The organism is Aquihabitans sp. McL0605 (genome assembly GCF_049993875.1).
GTDB lineage: Bacteria > Actinomycetota > Acidimicrobiia > Acidimicrobiales > Iamiaceae > Aquihabitans.
Window position 1 is genome coordinate 1,287,516 of the sequence record NZ_CP188252.1, and the last position, 17,475, is coordinate 1,304,990.

General features: G+C 72.9%; 17 protein-coding genes. 6 read left to right on the forward strand and 11 right to left on the reverse strand.

From position 1 onward, the window contains the following. From ACPPVX_RS05790 to ACPPVX_RS05810, 5 genes are all read right to left on the reverse strand, one after another. Complete coding sequence (locus ACPPVX_RS05790; protein ID WP_426573950.1) at window positions 1-1,506, reverse strand: acyl-CoA carboxylase subunit beta; 1,506 nt, start codon at window positions 1,504-1,506, stop codon at window positions 1-3. A 10-nt stretch (window positions 1,507-1,516) separates the two neighbouring features. Continuing rightward, window positions 1,517-2,347 carry an enoyl-CoA hydratase/isomerase family protein gene (locus tag ACPPVX_RS05795; RefSeq protein WP_426573951.1) on the reverse strand — a complete coding sequence of 277 codons (831 nt, stop codon included), beginning with the start codon at window positions 2,345-2,347 and terminating at the stop codon, window positions 1,517-1,519. 9 nt (window positions 2,348-2,356) lie between these two features. Then, window positions 2,357-4,039, reverse strand: a complete 1,683-nt coding sequence (locus ACPPVX_RS05800) for an AMP-binding protein (protein WP_426574996.1) — start codon at window positions 4,037-4,039, stop codon at window positions 2,357-2,359. Window positions 4,040-4,139: 100 nt separating this feature from the next. Continuing rightward, window positions 4,140-4,970 (reverse strand): enoyl-CoA hydratase, encoded by an 831-nt coding sequence (locus ACPPVX_RS05805; RefSeq protein WP_426573952.1) that lies wholly within the window; start codon window positions 4,968-4,970, stop codon window positions 4,140-4,142. Between the two features lie 80 nt (window positions 4,971-5,050). Beyond that, window positions 5,051-6,688, reverse strand: a complete 1,638-nt coding sequence (locus tag ACPPVX_RS05810) for a flavin-containing monooxygenase (RefSeq protein WP_426573953.1) — start codon at window positions 6,686-6,688, stop codon at window positions 5,051-5,053. A gap of 46 nt (window positions 6,689-6,734) precedes the next feature. On the opposite strand from ACPPVX_RS05810, the gene ACPPVX_RS05815 reads away from it, so the two are divergent. The 3 genes from ACPPVX_RS05815 (at window position 6,735) to ACPPVX_RS05825 (ending at window position 9,467) form a co-directional block, all read left to right on the forward strand. Continuing rightward, on the forward strand, window positions 6,735-8,048 hold the full coding sequence (locus ACPPVX_RS05815) for an acyl-CoA dehydrogenase family protein (RefSeq protein ID WP_426573954.1): 1,314 nt from the start codon (window positions 6,735-6,737) through the stop codon (window positions 8,046-8,048). After that, entirely contained in the window at window positions 8,045-8,836 is a 792-nt protein-coding gene (locus ACPPVX_RS05820; protein WP_426573955.1) for a hotdog domain-containing protein, read from the forward strand. Before ACPPVX_RS05815 ends, ACPPVX_RS05820 begins: the two co-directional genes overlap by 4 nt. Before the next feature lie 88 nt (window positions 8,837-8,924). Continuing rightward, entirely contained in the window at window positions 8,925-9,467 is a 543-nt protein-coding gene (locus ACPPVX_RS05825; protein WP_426573956.1) for a glutathione peroxidase, read from the forward strand. A gap of 17 nt (window positions 9,468-9,484) precedes the next feature. Here ACPPVX_RS05825 and ACPPVX_RS05830 read toward each other — a convergent pair whose 3' ends face one another. The 5 genes from ACPPVX_RS05830 to ACPPVX_RS05850 all read right to left on the reverse strand — a co-directional run bounded on the left by ACPPVX_RS05830 (window position 9,485) and on the right by ACPPVX_RS05850 (window position 13,775). After that, window positions 9,485-10,189 (reverse strand): phosphatase PAP2 family protein, encoded by a 705-nt coding sequence (locus ACPPVX_RS05830; protein ID WP_426573957.1) that lies wholly within the window; start codon window positions 10,187-10,189, stop codon window positions 9,485-9,487. A 242-nt stretch (window positions 10,190-10,431) separates the two neighbouring features. Further along, window positions 10,432-11,583: an RNA polymerase sigma factor gene (locus ACPPVX_RS05835; RefSeq protein WP_426573958.1), complete on the reverse strand. Its 1,152-nt coding sequence runs from the start codon at window positions 11,581-11,583 to the stop codon at window positions 10,432-10,434. Window positions 11,584-11,585: 2 nt separating this feature from the next. Continuing rightward, on the reverse strand, window positions 11,586-11,993 hold the full coding sequence (locus ACPPVX_RS05840) for a YciI family protein (RefSeq protein ID WP_426573959.1): 408 nt from the start codon (window positions 11,991-11,993) through the stop codon (window positions 11,586-11,588). 315 nt (window positions 11,994-12,308) lie between these two features. After that, window positions 12,309-13,112, reverse strand: coding sequence for a hypothetical protein (locus tag ACPPVX_RS05845; protein WP_426573960.1), 804 nt, complete (start codon window positions 13,110-13,112; stop codon window positions 12,309-12,311). A 165-nt stretch (window positions 13,113-13,277) separates the two neighbouring features. Then, complete coding sequence (locus ACPPVX_RS05850) at window positions 13,278-13,775, reverse strand: hypothetical protein (RefSeq protein ID WP_426573961.1); 498 nt, start codon at window positions 13,773-13,775, stop codon at window positions 13,278-13,280. Between the two features lie 134 nt (window positions 13,776-13,909). Here ACPPVX_RS05850 and ACPPVX_RS05855 point away from each other — a divergent pair, with 134 nt between their 5' ends. The 3 genes from ACPPVX_RS05855 (at window position 13,910) to ACPPVX_RS05865 (ending at window position 16,697) form a co-directional block, all read left to right on the forward strand. Beyond that, window positions 13,910-14,260, forward strand: coding sequence for a hypothetical protein (locus ACPPVX_RS05855; RefSeq protein ID WP_426573962.1), 351 nt, complete (start codon window positions 13,910-13,912; stop codon window positions 14,258-14,260). A 107-nt stretch (window positions 14,261-14,367) separates the two neighbouring features. Continuing rightward, window positions 14,368-14,919, forward strand: a complete 552-nt coding sequence (locus ACPPVX_RS05860; protein ID WP_426573963.1) for a hypothetical protein — start codon at window positions 14,368-14,370, stop codon at window positions 14,917-14,919. A 122-nt stretch (window positions 14,920-15,041) separates the two neighbouring features. Beyond that, window positions 15,042-16,697 (forward strand): glycosyltransferase family 39 protein, encoded by a 1,656-nt coding sequence (locus tag ACPPVX_RS05865; protein ID WP_426573964.1) that lies wholly within the window; start codon window positions 15,042-15,044, stop codon window positions 16,695-16,697. Window positions 16,698-16,746: 49 nt separating this feature from the next. On the opposite strand, the gene ACPPVX_RS05870 is transcribed toward ACPPVX_RS05865, so the two are convergent. Beyond that, the gene (locus ACPPVX_RS05870) at window positions 16,747-17,442 is read right to left on the reverse strand and encodes a hypothetical protein (RefSeq protein WP_426573965.1); all 696 of its coding nucleotides are present in this window, start codon (window positions 17,440-17,442) and stop codon (window positions 16,747-16,749) included. Window positions 17,443-17,475 lie beyond the last annotated feature (33 nt).

Here is a 17,475-nt window from a genome sequence, read left to right on the forward strand (position 1 = left end):
TCAGGGCGCGATGCCGATGCGGGTGACCGGCTCCGGGGCGACCTGACGCCGGTGCAGCGCCCGCTCCAGCGACGCGAGGAGCACGTCGCGGGTCTCGCGCGGATCGATCAGCTCGTCGAAGCCGAAGCTCTTGGCCGACCCGAACGAGGCCTGCACCTCGCGCTGGCGCAGCTCGGCCGCCACCTCGGCATCGTCGCCCCGGGAGCGGCTCATCGCGGCCGAGCCCATGGCGCCCATGGTGGCGCCCGGGTAGGCGAACACGCCCGACTGCCCGTCGAACGGGATCATGCCCATGACCATCGAGCCGAAGCCGTAGGCCTTGCGCATGGTGACCTCGAACTTCGGCACGGAGGCCAGGGTCTGGGCCCAGTACATGCGGGCCCCCTTGCGGAGGATGCCCGCCTTCTCCGACGCGCTGCCGGGCAGCACGCCGGGGTTGTCGGCGAGGAAGACGAGCGGCAGGTGGAACGAGTCGGCCACCTGGATGAACCGGGCCGCCTTCTCGGCTCCGTCCGCGTCGATCGACCCGGCCAGCACGAGCGGCTGGTTGGCGACGACGGCGATCGGGTGGCCGCCGAGGCGGGCCAGCGAGCAGATGACCGAACGGCCGTACGCGGGCTGGACCTCGAAGCACGAGCCCTCGTCGAAGACGAGGTCGAGGACGTGGTGCATGTCGTACGCCTTGCGGCCGCTGCGGGGCACCAGCTCCAGCAGCTCGGGCAGGGAGCGCGGCCCGGTGTCGTCGCCGTCGACCGATGGCGGGTACGACCACGCCGACGACGGCAGGTAGCGCAGGTAGGTGCGGACCAGGTCGAGCGCGGCCGCGTCGTCGTCGCCGACGTTGTGGATGAGCCCGCTGGCCAGGGCCACGCCGGGGCCGCCCAGCTCGTCCTTGGTCACCGTCTCCCCCAGCGACTCGGCCACCACCGGCGGCCCGGCCGTGAAGATCGAGGCGCCCCGGCTCATCACCGAGAAGTCCGACATGGGCGCCACCAGCGCACCGTGACCGGCCGAGGCGCCCAGCACCGCGGTCACCAACGGCACGCGGCCCGAGCACTGCGCCTGGGCGAGAAGGTCGGTGGGGGTGCGGGCGTGGGGCTTGCCGTCGGCCCGGAAGCCGGCGCCCTCGAGCAGCATGATCAGCGGCACGCGGTCGAGGACCGCCAGCTCGGCGGCGCGGAAGCGCTTGGCGTTCGAGGAGCCGCTGATGGTCCCCGCCTTCACGGTGAAGTCCTCGGCCGCCAAGACGACGGGCCGGCCGTCGATGAGGCCCGACCCCATCACGATGGCGTCGGCGGGGGCATCGCTGCCGCCCACCAGGGTGCCGATCTCCACGAACGACCCGGGATCGAGCAGGTGGTCGATGCGGGCGCGCACGTCGAGCTTGCCGGCCCCGCGGTGCTTCGCCAGGCGCTCTTCGCCTCCCATCGCCCGTGACGCGGCCCGCCGCCGCTCGAGCTCGGCCAGGGCGTCGCCCCAGTCTCCGACCTGTCCGTCTGCTGCCATCGGTTCCCCCTCAGCGACCGTGGAACGTCGGCGGCCGGCGCTCCACGTAGGCGATCAGCGCTTCGCGCAGGTCCTCGGTCCGCACGTTCACGCTCTGGGCCAGCGCCTCGACCTCCAGCGCCTGGGCCAACGAGCTGGAGGGGGCCCCGTCGAGCTGGCGCTTCGTCATCGACAGGGCGACCGGCGGACCGCCGGCGACGGTGGCCACCAGCTCGGCGACGGCGGCGTCGAGCCCGTCGGCGGGGACCACGGCGTTGACCAGGCCGATCGACAGCGCCTCGTCGGCGGGCACCATCCGGCCGGTGAAGCACAGCTCCTTGGCCACGTGGACCGGGAGGCGCTGGCGCAGCAGCCACGACGAGCCGAAGTCGAGGCTCAGGCCCCGCTTGGCGAAGATGGCCGAGAAGCGGGCCCGGTCCGAGCACCACAGCAGGTCGGCCGCCAGGGCGAGGCCCAGGCCGGCCCCGACGCACAGCCCGTCGACCTTGGCGATCACCGGCACCGGGCACTCGTGGATCGCCAGCACCGAGCCGGCGAGGACGCGCATCGCCGCGACCATCGTCTCGGGTGGGGCACCGTCGTCGGTGGTCCCTCCCCCTCCGCCACCGCCGCCGGCCAGCCCGCTCAGGTCGGCGCCGGCGCAGAACGCGCCGTTCGCGCCGGTGAGCACCACGGCCCGGGCACCGGAGAAGGCGATGTCGCGGAACGTGGCGCCGATGGCGACCCACATGTCGCCGTCGCACGCGTTCTTGGCGGCTTCGTTGTCCAAGGTGACCGTGACGACGTGGCCATCGACCTCGACGCGGATCTTCGGGTGGTGGGTGGGCAGCGGTCTGGTCAACGTGTGGTCCTACGTGGCGATCAGGGTCTGGTCGGGTGGGGGCTCGGTCACGGGGCCGGTGGCGTCGACGGCGGCGAGGGCCATCTCCTTGGCCCACCGGTAGTCGGCCTTGCCGTTGGCGTGGCGCTGCACCTCGTCGCACACCGCGACCGCGCGCGGCGCCTTGAACCGGGCGATGTCGGCGGCCACGAACGCCCGCAGCGCCTGGGGATCGAGGGTCGCCCCTGGCTTCGGCGCCACGACGGCCACGACCTCCTGCCCGAAGCGCTCGGACGGGCGGCCCACCACCAGCGCGTCGGCCACCTCGGGGTGGCGGCGCAGGACGTCCTCGACCTCTTCGACGAACACCTTCTCGCCTCCGGTGTTCACCACCATGGAGTCGCGGCCGAGCATGCGGATGCTCCCGTCGGCCAGCCGCTGGGCCCGATCACCGGGGATGGCGAGGCGGACGCCGTCGATGACGGGGAACGTGGCCTCGGTCTGCTCACGGTCGCCCAGGTAGCCGAGCGGCACCGTCCCCTCTCGGGCGGTCCAGCCGATCTCCTCGCTGCCGGGCTCGAGGAGGTGGGTGAGGTCTGCCGAGATGACCGTCGCTCCGGTGCTCGGGGTGAACCCCTCGGTCCCACCGTCCTTGGTCCGCGAGCCGAAGGCCATGCCCCCGGTCTCGGATGCGCCGTACCCGTCGCGGATGACCAGGTGGGGCACCAGCTCCAGCAGGGCGACCTGGTGCTGCTCGCCCGTCGCCGCCCCGCCGGTCCCCAGCACGACGAGCGAGGACAGGTCGTAGGGCCGGCGGCGGATCTCCTCCACCAACGGACCGGCGTAGGCATCGCCCACGATCGACATCAAGAACACCTGCTCGCGCTCGACGGTCTCGAGGATGATTCTGGGGTCGAACGGCTGCGAGTCGTCGTGGAGCACGACCGTCGAGCCGCAGTGCAGGCCGCAGAACGCGGTCATCTGCGCGGCGGCGTGCATGAGCGGCGGCACCGCGTACCAGGAGCCCATGCCCGGGGCCGCCCGGGCCGCGATCGACGCCGCGGTGTCGTCCGGGGTGCCTGCCATCCCGGCGAGGTACTGGTCGGCCTGGCGCCACAGCACCGCCTTGGGCCGACCGGTCGTGCCGCCCGTGCAGATCACGTAGAGGTCGTCGGGCGAGGTGGTGGGCAGCGGCTCGGTCACCTCGGTCCGCACGGCGTCCTCGAAGGGCGTGCTGCCCGGGAGCGGCGGCACCCCCGAGCCGTCGTCGACGTCGATGAGCACGACGGCGTCGAGGTCGCACGCCGCTTCCACCAGCGGGCCGTACGCCCGGTGGTGCACGACCGCCCGCACGCTCAGATCGTCGAACAGGGCGGCCACCTCGGCCGCCCGGTAGTGCTGGTTGACGTTGAACGGCACGGCGCGGGCCCGGTACGCACCGAGCATGGCCTCGAGGTACTCCGCCCCGTTGTGGAGCACGAGCGCCACGGCGTCCTGCCCGCTCTCCCAGCGCTCCAGCTCCGAGCGCTCGGTGTGGAGCCCGACGCCGCGAGCCAACAAGAAGGCGGCGAGCGACCGGCTGCGATCCGCGGCCTCGGCGTAGGTGCGGCGCTGATCGCCGCACACGACCATCACCCGGTCGGGCACGGTGGCGGCCACGACGTCGTGCACCGCCGCGAGCGACCAGCCACGGGGTGCGGGGTCCGCGCTCAGCTGCGCCGGTCCTTGGCGAGGAAGGCGATCGGACCCGTCGGCCCCATCGGAGCCATCGGGCGGAGGGGCGACGCGCCGAGGCCCCGGTCCGCCGCCCCCATCACGTGGCGCCGCCCGGGGACGCCGGCGCCGGCTTGGCGATCTCCTCCTTCATGCCGTCGAGCAGCATCAAGATCGGGAGGCCCGACTCGCTCAGCGCGTGGCCGTGACCGGTCTGGTGGACGTCGAAGACCGACTGGATGGCGGCGTAGAAGCCCTGCACGTCGAGCGTCTGGTTCACGGCCCGCTTCGCCTGGCGCAGCGCGAAGGGGTGCTTCTTGGCGATCTCGGTGGCCAGCGCCCGGGTCTCCGTGCGGAGGTCGTCGAGCGGCACGACGCGGGTCACCATGCCGAGCTGCTCGGCCTCCTGCGCGGTCATGGCCCGCCCCGTGAAGAGCATCTCCTTGGCCTTGCGGGGACCCCACTCCCACGTGTGCCCGTGGTACTCGACGCCGCCGATGCCCATCGCCACCACCGGGTCGGAGAACTTCGCGTTGTCGGCGGCGATGATCAGGTCGCACGGCCAGGCGAGCAGCAGGCCGCCGGCGATGCACACGCCCTGCACGGCGGCGATCGACGGCTTGGGCACGTTGCGCCAGCGCAGCGAGTACTCGAGGAACCGTCGCGCCTCGGTCTCGTAGATGCCGGCGAGGGTCCAGCTCGGCGGCTGGTCGCTGTCGCCGACGGCCCGGATGTCGTGGCCGGCGGAGAAGTGCTTGCCGTTGGCCTGGAGGATGATCACCCGCACGGACTCGTCGTCGGCGGCCGCGCGCCAGGCCTCGTCGAGGTCGTCGAGCAGCTCGAGCGTCTGCGCGTTGGCCGCCTCGGGCCGGTTGAGCGTGATCGTGGCGATCGCGCCGTCGACCTCGTAGTCGATGAACTTCGTTTGCACCGGGCCCCCTGAAGCCTCGTGGAGAATCTGACTTTCACCCTATGCATGTGGCGCTTTCCCCGCAACCAGCCGAGGGAGGGTCAGCAGACCTTGAAGCCGGCGTACCCGTCGGCCGCGATCTCCGTGCAGCGACGGCGGTACTCGGGGATGCCGCCCGTGTAGCCCAGGTAGACCCGCTTCTTGCCCGGCACGTTGGCGCCGTTGTACCAGGAGTTGCAGGAGGGCTCGAGGAGGATGCTGCCCTGGACCAGGGACGCGGCGTGGTCCGCCCACTCCATCTGCGCCGACTCCGTGGCCTCGATCGACCGGTACCCCTGGGCGCGCAGGTGCGCCAGGCAGTCGCCGATCCACTCGACGTGCTGCTCGAGCGCGGCGACGAAGTTGGACGACGCCGACGGGCTTCCGGGCCCCTGGATGGTGAAAAGGTTCGGGAAGCCGGCCACCTGGATGCCGAGGTACGACGCCGGTCCGCCGGCGGTCCACGTCTCGTGCAGGTCGATGCCGTCGCGTCCGATCACCCGCAGCCGGCTGAGCGCGCCCGTGATGGCGTCGAAGCCGGTCGCGTAGAGGATGGTGTCGACCTCGTAGGCGCCCTGCTCGGTGTCGATCCCGGTCGGCGTCACCGAGCGGATCGCTCCCTTGCGGAGGTCGACCAGCGTGACGTTCGGGCGGTTGAAGGTCTCGTAGTAGCCATCGTCGATGATCGGCCGCTTGCAGGCGAAGGGGTGGTCGGGCACGAGGGAGGCCGCGGTGACGGGATCCTCGACGATGCGAGCGATGGCCTCGCCGTAGAGCACGGTCGCCATCCGGTTGGCCTCCATGTCGAACAGCACGTCGCCCCACAGGAGCGCGCCGTTCACGCCTCGCTCCTCGATCGCCGCCAGCTGCTCCTCCCTGGTCGCCGTCTTGATCGGCGGCCGCTCCATCGCCTGCAGGAGCGCCGAGAAGGCGTTGAGCCGGGCGGCCCCGATGAACGAGCTGTGCTGGGCCGCACGGATCTCCGGGTAGCGGGCCTGTAGCCCCTCGAACTCGCCGGGCTCGTAGGCCCTCGGGCTCGCCGGCATGGTGTACGCCGCCGAGCGCTGGAACAGGTAGAGGTGCTCGGCCTGCTCCGCCACGACCGGCGTGGCCTGGACGCCGGTCGATCCCGTGCCGATGACGGCCACCCGCTTGCCCGTGAAGTCGTAGCCCTCGCGCGGGTAGCGGCTGCTGAACAGCGCGTCGCCCGCGAAGGAGCCCATGCCGGCGATGTCGGGGACCAGCGGGGTCGAGAGGATGCCGGTGGCGGCGATCACGAACCGCGCCGTGAACGACTCGCCGGCTGCGGTGTCGAGCTGCCACGTGCTGGTGGGCTCGTCGAACGTCATGGCGGCGACGTCGGTGTGGAAGTGGATGTCACGGCGGAGGTCCAGCCGGTCGGTGACGAAGTTGAGGTACGCCTCGATCTCGGCCTGACCCGGGAGCACCTCGGTCCAGGTCCACTCCTGCTGGATCTCGTCGGAGAAGCTGTAGCTGTACTCGACGCTCTCGATGTCGCAGCGGGCACCCGGGTAGCGGTTGTAGAGCCAGGTGCCGCCGACGGCGTCGGCGCGCTCGAGGATGCACGCCCGCAGGCCGAGCTCCCGCACCTTGTGGAGGGCGTAGAGGCCGGAGAAGCCGGCGCCGACGACGATCACGTCGTGCTCGGCCGTCCCGCTCGACCCGGTCGCTGCTGGCATCGGTGCTCCCTGCTCCGTGGAAAGCGCTAATGTACACGATCGGAAAGTGACACTTCAGGGCTACCGGCCGTACGGCGAGCGCAAGGGGAACGACGTGGCAGGCGACGACCGGACCGACGGCCAGCAGCGCGACGAGGTGCGCGCCTGGCTCGCCGAGAACTGGGACCCCGACCTGTCGGTCGAGGACTGGTGGCGGGTCGTCGCCAAGGCGGGATGGACGATGCCGCACCTCCCCGTCGAGCAGGGCGGCCGCGGCCTCCACCGCTCGGCCAACGGGCTGGCCCGCCAGGAGTTCGGCGCCGCCGGTGCGCTGCGCCCGCCGGGCGGGCTCGGCCTGCTCATGGCGGCGCCCACGATCCTCGCCCACGGCACACCCGACCAGATCGCCCGCTTCGTCCCGCCGATCCTGGCCGGCACCGTGAACTGGTGCCAGCTGTTCAGCGAGCCCGGCGCCGGCTCCGACCTGGCCGGGCTCACCACCCGCGCCGAGCGCGACGGCGACCAGTGGGTGATCAACGGGCAGAAGGTCTGGAGCAGCATGGCGATGAGCTCCACCCACGGCATGCTCCTCGCCCGCACCGACTTCGGCGTCGCCAAGCACGCCGGGATCTCGTGGTTCGCGTTCGAGATCGATCAGCCGGGCGTGACCATCCGCCCGCTGCGGGAGATGACCGGCGAGTCGGTCTTCAACGAGGTCTTCTTCGACGATGCGGTGTGCGCCGACGCCGACCTGATCGGGGGCCAGGGCAACGGCTGGAGCGTCACCCAGACCACGCTCTTCTTCGAGCGATCGGGCCTGGCGACCGGCGGCCACGCCGCTTGGCCCGTGCCGGGGCCCAAGGGCGGGTTCCTCGGCCGGATCGCCGGCGAGGCCGCCCGGGAGCCGATGCCGTCGGCCAACCTGATCGTCAGCTACCCCGACCTGGTGGCGCTGGCCCAGCAGCGGGGCCGGGCGAGCGATCCGCACCTGCGCCAGGGCCTCACCCAGCTCTACATGTGGGGCAAGATCGCCCAGTGGAACGCCGACCGGGCGAAGGCCGACGCGGCTGCCGGCAAGGAGTCGTCCGCCGCCAACCTCGGGAAGCTGATCCAGACCAAGATCACCAAGTCGTCCGCCTCCCTCTGCATGGACATCCTCGGGCCCGACGGCATGCTCGCCGAGCCCGACGGGGCCGAGGGCGGCCGCTTCAGCACCGCCATGGTGTTCTCGGCGGCCTCGTCGATCTACGGCGGCACCGACGAGATCCAGCGCAACATCGTCGCCGAGCGCGGCCTCGGGCTGCCCCGCCAGGACCTGCCCGGCAAGGGCGAGCCCTACGGCGACGTGCTCCGGTCGATCCAGCAGCGAGGCGACCGGTGACATCGGTCCCGCCCCCCGCCGGGGCCCTCGGCACCGACGGCCACATCGTCGCCCAGCTCGGGCTGCGCGTCGACCACACCGACCACGGCGTCGGCGGGCGCGGGCTGGTGCTGCCCGAGGCGTGCATCCCCGGCACCGACGTCCTGCGGACCTCGGTGCTCGCCACCTGGTCCGACGTGGTCACCGGCCACGCCGCCGGTGACACCATCGCCCCGCGGATCCCCCTGACCCTCGACCTCGAGATCCAGCTGGTGACGCCCATCCGCGTCGGCACCGTCGTGGCCGTCGAGGCCGCCACGGTGAAGGCGGGCCGCACCATCGTGGTGGCCCAGGCCGAGTTCCGCGACCAGGCGTCGGGGGAGCTGCTCGCCTTCTCGTACGCCTCGTTCGTGCCCTCGGCCGACCCCGCCGCCGTGTTCCCCGACGGCTTCCCCCGCAACGCGCTCGACGGCCGGCTCACCGAGCCGCTGATCGATCGAGTCGGCTCGCGCGTCGTCGAGCGCGGCACCGCCGAGGTCCCCCACCGGCCCGACGGTCTCAACGCCGTCGGCGCCATCCAGGGCGGCCTGCTGGTCTTCGGCGCCGAGGAGGCCGCCGCCTCGCTGGCCGACGGGCCGGTCGTCGCCGAGTCCATCACCGCCCGGTACCTGCGCCCCTTCGTGGTGGGCCCCGCCCGGGCCGTGGCCAGGGGCGAGGCGCCCGGCCTCAGCGTCGTGGAGGTCTCCGACGCCGGGGCGGGCAAGCTCGGGCTGGTGGCCACCGTCCGCAGCCGCCCCCTGCCGACCTGAGCCGGAGCCCGCGGCGGGTCGGGAACGGCCCCCGCCCCCCGTACGATCCCCACCGGCCCGCACCCACCACCACCCCAAGGACCAGGCAATGACCGATCTCGGCACCATCCCGTTCGACCAGATGGACGGCACCGCCGCCACGCTGGGCGACCACGCCGGCGAGGTGCTCCTCGTCGTCAACGTCGCCTCCAAGTGCGGCCTCACCCCGCAGTACGAGGGGCTCCAGCAGCTCTACGCCGACAAGCAGGAGCAGGGCTTCACCATCGTCGGCTTCCCGGCCAACGACTTCGCCGGCCAGGAGCCGGGCACCGACGAGGAGATCGCCGAGTTCTGCTCCACCAGCTACGCCGTCACGTTCCCCGTGATGTCGAAGATCAGCGTCGTCGGCGACGACCAGCACCCGCTCTACGAGGCCCTCACCCAGGCCGTGCCCACGGCCGACGGCAAGGACGCCTTCCGGGAGAGCCTTCGAGGCCATGGCCTGTCGCCGTCAGACGATCCCGATGTCCTGTGGAACTTCGAGAAGTTCCTGATCGGCCGCGACGGCAGCGTCGTCGCCCGCTTCGCCCCCGACACCGCACCCGGCGCCCCCGACCTGGTCGCCGCGATCGACGCCGAACTGGCCAAGTAACCCGAGGGAGCGCCCGGCTACGTGACCGCCATGGGGTCGCTGTGCGACGCCGGTCGCAGGGCGGGCTCCTCGCGCGTGTGGGCCACGGCCGTGGCGGCCGCGACGATCAGGCCGGCGACGATGGCGTCGAGCCAGTAGTGGTTGGCGGTGATGACGATCGCCAGCAGGATCACCACGGGGTGGGCGACGATGGCGCTTCGCCACCTGCCGTGGCCGAAGCGCACGATGCCGTAGGCCACCAGCACCGCCCATCCGAAGTGCAGCGACGGCATGGCCGCGAACTGGTTGGCGGTGGAGGAGACGTCGGAGCGCTGGTAGATCGAGGGCCCGTACAGCGAGACGGTGTCGACGTAGCCCGGCATCATCCGGGGCGGCGCCAGCGGGTACAGCACGTGGATCGCGAGCGCCACGCCCGTGACGGCCACGAAGAGCCGGCGGACGAACCGGTAGGCGTCGGGAGCGCGGACGTAGAGGTAGACGAGGAACCCGATCGTGGCCGGGAAGTGGACGCTGACGTAGTACCGGTTGAGGGCCTTGACGAGCCAGAGGTGGTGGAGCGCCGCCTGCTGCAGGTTCTGCTCGCTGTCGATGCCGAGCTGGTGCTCGAAGCCGAGCACGTGGTGGGCGTTGGCGAACGCGGCACCGGTGTGCTCCCGGGCGAGGTACCGGGTGTAGCGGTAGAAGCTGAGCAGGACGAGGACCAGCACGATCTCGAACGCCATCGCGTACCCGTAGCGCCCGTGCCACCAGCTCCGGAGACCGCCGCCGGGCCGGATCTCGGGGGCGGGCGCGGCCCGACCCTCCTGATCCTGCCGGCCGCTCGATCTCACAACGTCCACGATGCACCTCAGGTGAACGGTCGGTAAAGCCAATAGATGCTCCCTACCCCCAGCATCCGCGACCCAAACGGGCGCAGATGCCTCCGCGGACCAGGGTGGACACCGAGATCCAGGCCGACTGCGCTTCAGCCCGGGCCGTGCAGGAGGTGGTTGAGCCGCGCCGCCTGGCGGGTCTGGTGGTCGCGCTCGGGGACGCTCGGCGCGTTGCGGGCGGCGGCGGCGTAGAGCCGGGCCGCCGTCTCGAGGTCGCCGTTGCGCTCGTGCAGGTGGGCGGCGACGGCTTCGCGCCGCGGGACGTCCTCGTCGACGGTTGCCAGCGCCGCGAGCCCGGCGGGGGCGCCATCGGCCTCACCCACCGCGACGGCCCGGTTGAGCCGGGTGATCGGCGTGTCGGCGAACCGCAGCAGCTCGTCGTACCACTCCACGATCTGGACCCAGTCGGTGTCCTCGAACCGCAGGGCATCGGCGTGGAGGGCGGCGATCGCCGCTTGGGCCTGGTACTCGCCGAGCCGGTCCTCGGCGATGGCGGCCTGCAAGGTGGCGACGCCCTCGGCGATGAGCCGGGTGTCCCACTGGGCCCGGTCCTGGTCGGCGAGCGGCACGATCGCGCCATCGGGCCGGGTGCGGCTGGGGCGGCGGGCGTGGTGCAGCAGCATCAGGGCGAGGAGGCCGTCGACCTCGGGCTCCTCGACCAGGGCGGCGAGCTGGCGGGTCAGGCGGATGGCCTCGGCGGCGAGGTCGACATCGCCCGAGTAGCCCTCGTTGAACACCAGGTAGAGGACCCGCATCACCGTCCGCGGGTCGCCGGGACGGTCGAGCCCGGCGGTGGCGACCGTGCGCTTGGCCCGGCTGATCCGCTGCGCCATGGTGGCCTCGGGCACGAGGTACGCCTGGGCGATCTGGCGGGTGGTGAGCCCGCCGACCGCCCGCAGCGTCAGGGCCACCGCCGACGACGGCGTCAGGTCGGGCTGCGCGCAGAGGAAGTAGAGGTGCAGGGTGTCATCCGCGCTCGGCCCGACGCCGGGGGGCGGGTCCCGGTCGAACCGGGCCTCTCGATCGCGGCGGGCGGTGTTCGACCTCGTCATGTCGAGGAACGCCCGCCAGGCGACGGTGATCAGCCAGCCCTCCGGGTCTGACGGCGGATCGTCCTCCCAGGCGGAGAGGGCCCGGATCAGCGCCTCCTGCACCGCGTCCTCGGCCGTCGCGAAGTCTGCTCCGCGACGGACGAGGACCGCCAGCACCCTCGGGACGAGCCGGCGCAGCTCGACGTCGTCCACGATCACTCGGTGACGTTGAGATGTGCTCCGAGGAACGGCCGGACCTCCAGCCACTCGTGGATCGGCTCGCCGCCGGCGCCCGGCGCCCCCGACAGCTCACCGGCGAGCTCGTAGGCCCGCTCCTGGCTGTCGACGTCGATGACCATCCAGCCGGCGATCAGGTCCTTGGTCTCCGCGAACGGGCCGTCGGTGACAGCCGGGCGCCCGTCGCCGTCGGAGCGGACCCAGGCACCGGTGGGCGCCAGCGCCTGGCTGTCGACGAACTCCCCGCTCTGCTCCAGGCGGGCGGCGAAGTCGTTCATGTACTGGCAGTGCGCGTCGACCTCCTCGGGCGTCCACTGGTCCATCGGGACATCGTTGACGGCGGCGGGTGCGCCTCGGTAGTGCTTGAGCAACAGGTACTTGGCCATGGTGTTCTCCTCTGGTGGTGTGGTGGCGAGAGCGACAGGTACGGGGTGAAGAGACGGACCGGGCCCCGGGCCATCTTGGCCCTGAGCTCGTCCCTCGGCTGGCCGAGGATCTCTCGGCCCTCCGCTCCTCTGCGACCGCTGCGGTCGCCTCGTCCTGCCTCCTCTGGTGGCGGCGGCCCCATCGGCCGCGTTCACCCCTGGGACGGACCCGCCACGCCGTTCTCGACATCCCGCCCGGAGGAATCCAGGAGATCCGTGCAGTACCTGGCATCAGCTCGCCCGGCCGGTACGGAGATCGCTCGGGTGGTCGAGGATCTACGCGCAGGGGCCGGTGGTGACGCGCTCGAGCTCGGTCCTCATCCAGACCGCCCAGGTCTGGTCGCCGAGGTCGGTGTGGTGGACGTTGTCCCAGGCGTACGTCCCTGGCACCGCGGCCGCGGCCGCCCCCCAGTCGCCCACCACCGTCGGCGCGCCGGCCGCCGTGCGCTGCGCGGCCGCGGCGGCGAGCGCCTCGTTGCCCGCCTGCTCGGCGGCCGGGTACTTCAGGTTCGGCTCGTGGAAGATGTCGAGGACCGGTCCGCCCGAGGCGTAGCCCACCAGCACGGTGCACGGCGGCGACCCGAGCGCCTTCAGGAACCGGTCGAGCTCGATCTGGTCGGTGAGCGACCAGCCGTCCCACAGGTCGTTCGTCCCGAGGGCCACGACGGCGACGGCCGCGTCGCTCGCCACCACGGAGCGGGCGGCGCCGGCGTAGTCGTCCCAGGTGGTCGATCCCCAGGTGTTCCACGACAGCGAGAACGCGCTGAGCTCGGCGATGCTGGCCTCGGTCGTGCCGTAGGCCAGCGAGTCGCCGAAGACGACGACCCGGGCCCCCGCACCCTGGTACGCCTGGATCGCCTCGGCCGGTGGCAGCCGCTCCATCCGCGGGGAGTCCTTCTCCAGCGTGGGGCGCGGCGCCGTGGTCTGCGGAGCCGACGGCGCCACGGGGACCGGCTGCGGCGCGGCCGGCTCGCACCCGACGGCGACGAGGAGCAGCACCAGGGCGGCGGCCACGCCACCGAGCCGGACGGCTCGCTGCGACCGCCGCGCTCGGTCGGCCCCGCGTTCGCAGATCGTCATCGAGGCCCTCGTCCGCCGGTTCGGTGATGACCGATCCACCGTCGAGGTGGCGCACCGGCGCTGGGGTGAAGGTACGCGGTCCACCGCGGCACCGAAGAACCCACTTCGCCGGCTGCTCGGGCGCCGGGTCAGGAGCCGACCGGATCGAGGGCCGATCGATGCCGCTCAGCGGGTGTAGGTCGAGTCCTCGGCCATCCAGGCCGGGGCGGCTGACCCGTCCACCGGCACCCGGACCAGCGGCACGGTCTTCCAGTAGTGGAGGAGCTCGGGGCCCAGGCCTTCGACCCGGCCGGGCCGGACGACCCCGATGGTGACCCGGTGCGGGCCCACCTGCTCGGTGCGCAGGACGGCCGCCATGCCCATCGTGTAGCGGCAGGTGGCCTCGTCGCCCAGGCACACGGTGACAAGCGGACGGTTGGTGCTGTAGTAGGTCACGCCCTCGAGCTGGGGACCGGTGAACGACTCGCTCCACAGATCGATGAGCTGGGGCACCCGGTCGGCCGGCAGGACCTGTGGCGGAGCCTGCAGCCGCTCGGCGAACGTGGCCGGGACCGGATCGGCGTTGGCTCGCACGGACATGGCCACCAGGCCGACGGCCAGCACCGCCAGCACGCCGACCAGCGCCCAGCGGGCCATCCCGCCCGGAGGCCGCGGTCCTGCCATCGCTTCGTTCCCCTGCCGCCGCACGCCGCCGAGCCTAGGGGTCGGGCTGGCAGCCGGCCGCCCGCCCGAGCCGGCGGGCCGTCGACGACATCGTGGTGACGTCTGAGCGGCCCGCCCGCCGGGCACCGTGGAGCATGGCTGTGTACGAGGTGAACGAGGCCGCGGTGCGCCACGCGCGCGAGCTGATCGATGGACGGCAGTACGTGCTCGACAGCGACTGGGGCGACGTCCAGCCCGGTCCGGACGACGAGAACTCGTACCTCGAGCGCCACTCGTGGGAGGAGTACGGGGCCTGGCACCTCGGCCTCACCGAGGGCGCGAACGACGAGACCAAGGCCCGGTTCGCGTTCGTCTTCGGCGATCTCCGGCGGGTGCACCGATCGGGTCTGATCGCCTGCGTGTACCGGGCATCGGAGTGGCGGCACAAGGCGGTCGAGCTGGCGGCCCACGACCTGCTCCAGCACCTCGACGACGTCAGCGCCTAGCGCGCCCGCGGCCACCTCCACGCCGGGCCGACCTGACCACGCGAGACTCCCCTCCGAGGACGAGGCAGAGGGCAAGGGCGTTGGGTCAGACACTCGAGCAGGTGCTGGTGCGGAACATCCTGGAGCACGCAGCCGGCCTCCCGTGGCGCGTGCAGGACACCGGCGTCCTCGGCCTGTGGCTCGACGAGCAGCGCCGCTACCGCCTCCACGTGTGGGACCCCGAGGGTGCGATCGGCGACCCGCCCATCCACGACCACCCGTTTGACTTCACGTCGACGGTCATCGTCGGCGAGCTGGTCAACACCCGCTACGTCGAGGACCCGGGCGGCACCGAGCTGCTTCGCGAGCGCTACTCCCCCGACGACGAGGACGACCGGCGAGCCGACACCGTCCGGCTGGTCGGCACCTCGGAGATCCTGCGCGCCGGCGACCGCTACCGCCAGCTCGCCCCGGAGCTCCACGACAGCCGCCAGGTGCCCGGCACCACCACCGTGCTGCACTTCGACGAGGTGCTCGACGCCCTGCCCGAGTTCACCTCGTGCCGGCGCCCCGGCACCCCGTGGGTCTCCGGTCGGGCCCGGCCCGCCACCCCCGACGAGGTGGGCCGCATCACCGCGGCGGCGCTCGCGCTGTTCGACGCGCCGGCACCGGTGGCGTAGGGGGCGCGCTCGAGCGAGCGCGGCCGGTGGCCCCAGCGGCCCACGGGCGACCGCAACGGCGCATCGACGAAGATGCCCAGGCGGAGGAGCCGGGACGGACCTGCGGGTGTAGACGTGGGGCTGTGCCCCGGTCGTTCCTGCGACGGCACCCGGTGCTGCTCGTCGCCTCCTTGCTGTTCGCGCTGGTCGCGCTGCGCCAGGCGTGGACCGACGGGCTGACCTACGACGAGGCGTTCTACCTGGCCGATGGCCTCCACGCCGTCCATGACCACGACCTCCGCGTCGTCCCGGAGGCGCCGCCGCTCGCCCATGTCGTCGCCGCGCTCCCGACCCTCGTCCTGCATCCGACGGTGCCGCACGGCCGGTCGTGGGCCCAGGGCGATCGCCGCCCGATCGTCGCCGACCTGCTGCGGGCGCAGGGCGGGCCCGCCGAGGTGCGGCGGCTCGTGTTCGCGGCCCGGATCGCACCGATCCTCGAGACGATCGCGGTGGCCTGGTGCGCCGCGGTGCTCGCCGATGCCCTCTTCGGGGCGGGCGCCGGCGAGCTCGCGGGGCTGCTCTGGCTGGCGAGCCCGCTCGTGCTCGGCATGGGGCACCTCGATGCCATGGACGTCCCTGCGGCCCTCACCGCGCTGATCGCGGCGCTCGCGGTGCACCGGTACTTCACGAAGCCGAGCGCGCTCGTGCTCGCGCTCGTGGGCGTGGCCGGAGGCGTCGCCGTGCTGACCCGGGTCACCGGGCTGCTCGTGGTCGCCGCCGCGATGATCGCCGTGGCCGCCGCCCCGGCCGAGCGGACGATGGACCGGATCAAGCGTCCGGCGATCGTGCTCGCGGTCGCCTGGGCCACCCTCTCCCTCGGCTACTTCACCATCGAGCCCGGGCCGCTGCCGACATCCGTCTCTGCGATCGGGACGACGGCGCTCCGCTTCGTGGCACCGCCGGCGTTCCGCACGGGCCTCGCCATGGAACGCCACGCCGGGCTGATCCCTGGCCCGGCGATGGCGTTCGGGCACTACCACGTGGGTCGCTGGGGGTGGTTCTGGCCGCAGGCGATGCTCCTGAAGCTCACCCTTCCCGTCCTCGTGTGCCTCCTCCTCGCCCCCGTGGCGATCGCCCGGCTGCGATCGGTGGATCGGCGCACGGTCGTCGCGGTGCTCGGGCTCCCGGTCCTGCTCATCAGCCTGTTCGTGGTCCAGCAGGAGCGGCCGATCGGCGTCCGCTACCTCGCGGCCCCCCTTGCGATCGCCATGGTCGGCGCTGGTGCCGTGGCCGTCGCCTTCGGGACCCGGGTCCGGGTCGCCGCCCTCGCGACCGTGGCGCTCGCCGGGCTCCTCGCCGCGGCCGGCCCCTCGATCGCCTGGACGCCACCGGGCCTCGGCGACGGGTACCGCCTCATCGGCGACTCCGGCCTCGATTGGGGCCAGAGCTACCCGGCACTCGTCCGCTGGGGCCGGACCCACCCGGCCTACGTCGACTACTTCGGGCCCGCCGGGTCGACGGTCGCCGGGGTCCCGAACGCCACGAGCCTCCGCCACGCCCCCGACGACCTCACCGGCTGGGTCGCCGCCTCGGCATCGCTGGTGACCGTCTACTCGCACGACCGGCTCGCATGGCTGCGGGGCTACTGCCCGGTCGGGGTGCTCGACCGGACGATCCTCGTCTACCGGTTCCGCTCGCCACCGGACCGGGGCCTCAGCTCGGCCCAGGTTCCCGACGTGCCCCCTGCCCCGTGCGACGGCGGCTGGAGCCGACCGATCGAGGTGGGGCGCGCTCCGTGACCGCCGTCGACGTCGATCGGCTGGTCCCTCGCGCGCTCGCGGCGGCCGCTCAGCCCTCGGCGAGCAGCACGTCGCGCAGACCGGTCGACGCCGCCGTCGTCGCCGCGCCGGCGCCCTTCCCCAGCTTCACGAGCTTGCCGACGTTGGCGGGGCGCCGCACCACGTAGGTGGCGACGGCTCGCAGGTTCGGGCGGCCGTCGGCATCCATGAGGGTCATGGTCGAGGCATCGATGAGGTCGTCGCGGAGGTGGTCGCTGATGCCTCGGAAGGCGAGCCAGGGCAGCCCCGCGTCGTCGCAGACGGCCGCGATCGCGGCGGTCTCCATGTCGATCGCCGCCACCCCGTCCTCGGCGTGGCCCACGAGGACCGTCCGGTCGGTGATGAGCTCGCCCGAGGTCACGAGGCGGCCCACGGGAGCGGCGCCACCGAAGGGCGTGGGGCTCGAGGTCCGGCCGGTGTCGAGGTCGGTGACCTCGGCCGGGACCAGGAGGTCACCGATGTGCACGTCGGGGCCGAGCCCTCCGGCGATGCCGCACACCACCACGCGGTCGGGCGAGTGGTCCGCGATGGCGAGCCGGGCCACCTCGGCTGCCTTCGCCGTGCCGATCCCGCCCAGCAGGGCGACCACGTCGTGCGCGCCCACGGTCCCCCTGGTCACCCGGTCGGGACCCCGCTGGAGCCGGAGGCGCTTCACGACGGGAGCGAGCTCGCTCGGCATGGGGGCGAGGACGAGGATGCGAGCCATCCGCCAGATGATGGCCCGCCGACGCCCCGCCCG

Bases quoted from the DNA above. Each gene is read 5' to 3' on its own strand.
- ACPPVX_RS05790 (WP_426573950.1), bottom strand. From the start codon at position 1,506: ATGGCAGCAGACGGACAGGTCGGAGACTGGGGCGACGCCCTGGCCGAG.
- ACPPVX_RS05810 (WP_426573953.1), bottom strand. From the start codon at position 6,688: ATGCCAGCAGCGACCGGGTCGAGCGGGACGGCCGAGCACGACGTGATC.
- ACPPVX_RS05825 (WP_426573956.1), top strand. From the start codon at position 8,925: ATGACCGATCTCGGCACCATCCCGTTCGACCAGATGGACGGCACCGCC.
- ACPPVX_RS05830 (WP_426573957.1), bottom strand. From the start codon at position 10,189: ATGGCGTTCGAGATCGTGCTGGTCCTCGTCCTGCTCAGCTTCTACCGC.
- ACPPVX_RS05840 (WP_426573959.1), bottom strand. From the start codon at position 11,993: ATGGCCAAGTACCTGTTGCTCAAGCACTACCGAGGCGCACCCGCCGCC.
- ACPPVX_RS05845 (WP_426573960.1), bottom strand. From the start codon at position 13,112: ATGACGATCTGCGAACGCGGGGCCGACCGAGCGCGGCGGTCGCAGCGA.
- ACPPVX_RS05850 (WP_426573961.1), bottom strand. From the start codon at position 13,775: ATGGCAGGACCGCGGCCTCCGGGCGGGATGGCCCGCTGGGCGCTGGTC.
- ACPPVX_RS05855 (WP_426573962.1), top strand. From the start codon at position 13,910: ATGGCTGTGTACGAGGTGAACGAGGCCGCGGTGCGCCACGCGCGCGAG.
- ACPPVX_RS05870 (WP_426573965.1), bottom strand. From the start codon at position 17,442: ATGGCTCGCATCCTCGTCCTCGCCCCCATGCCGAGCGAGCTCGCTCCC.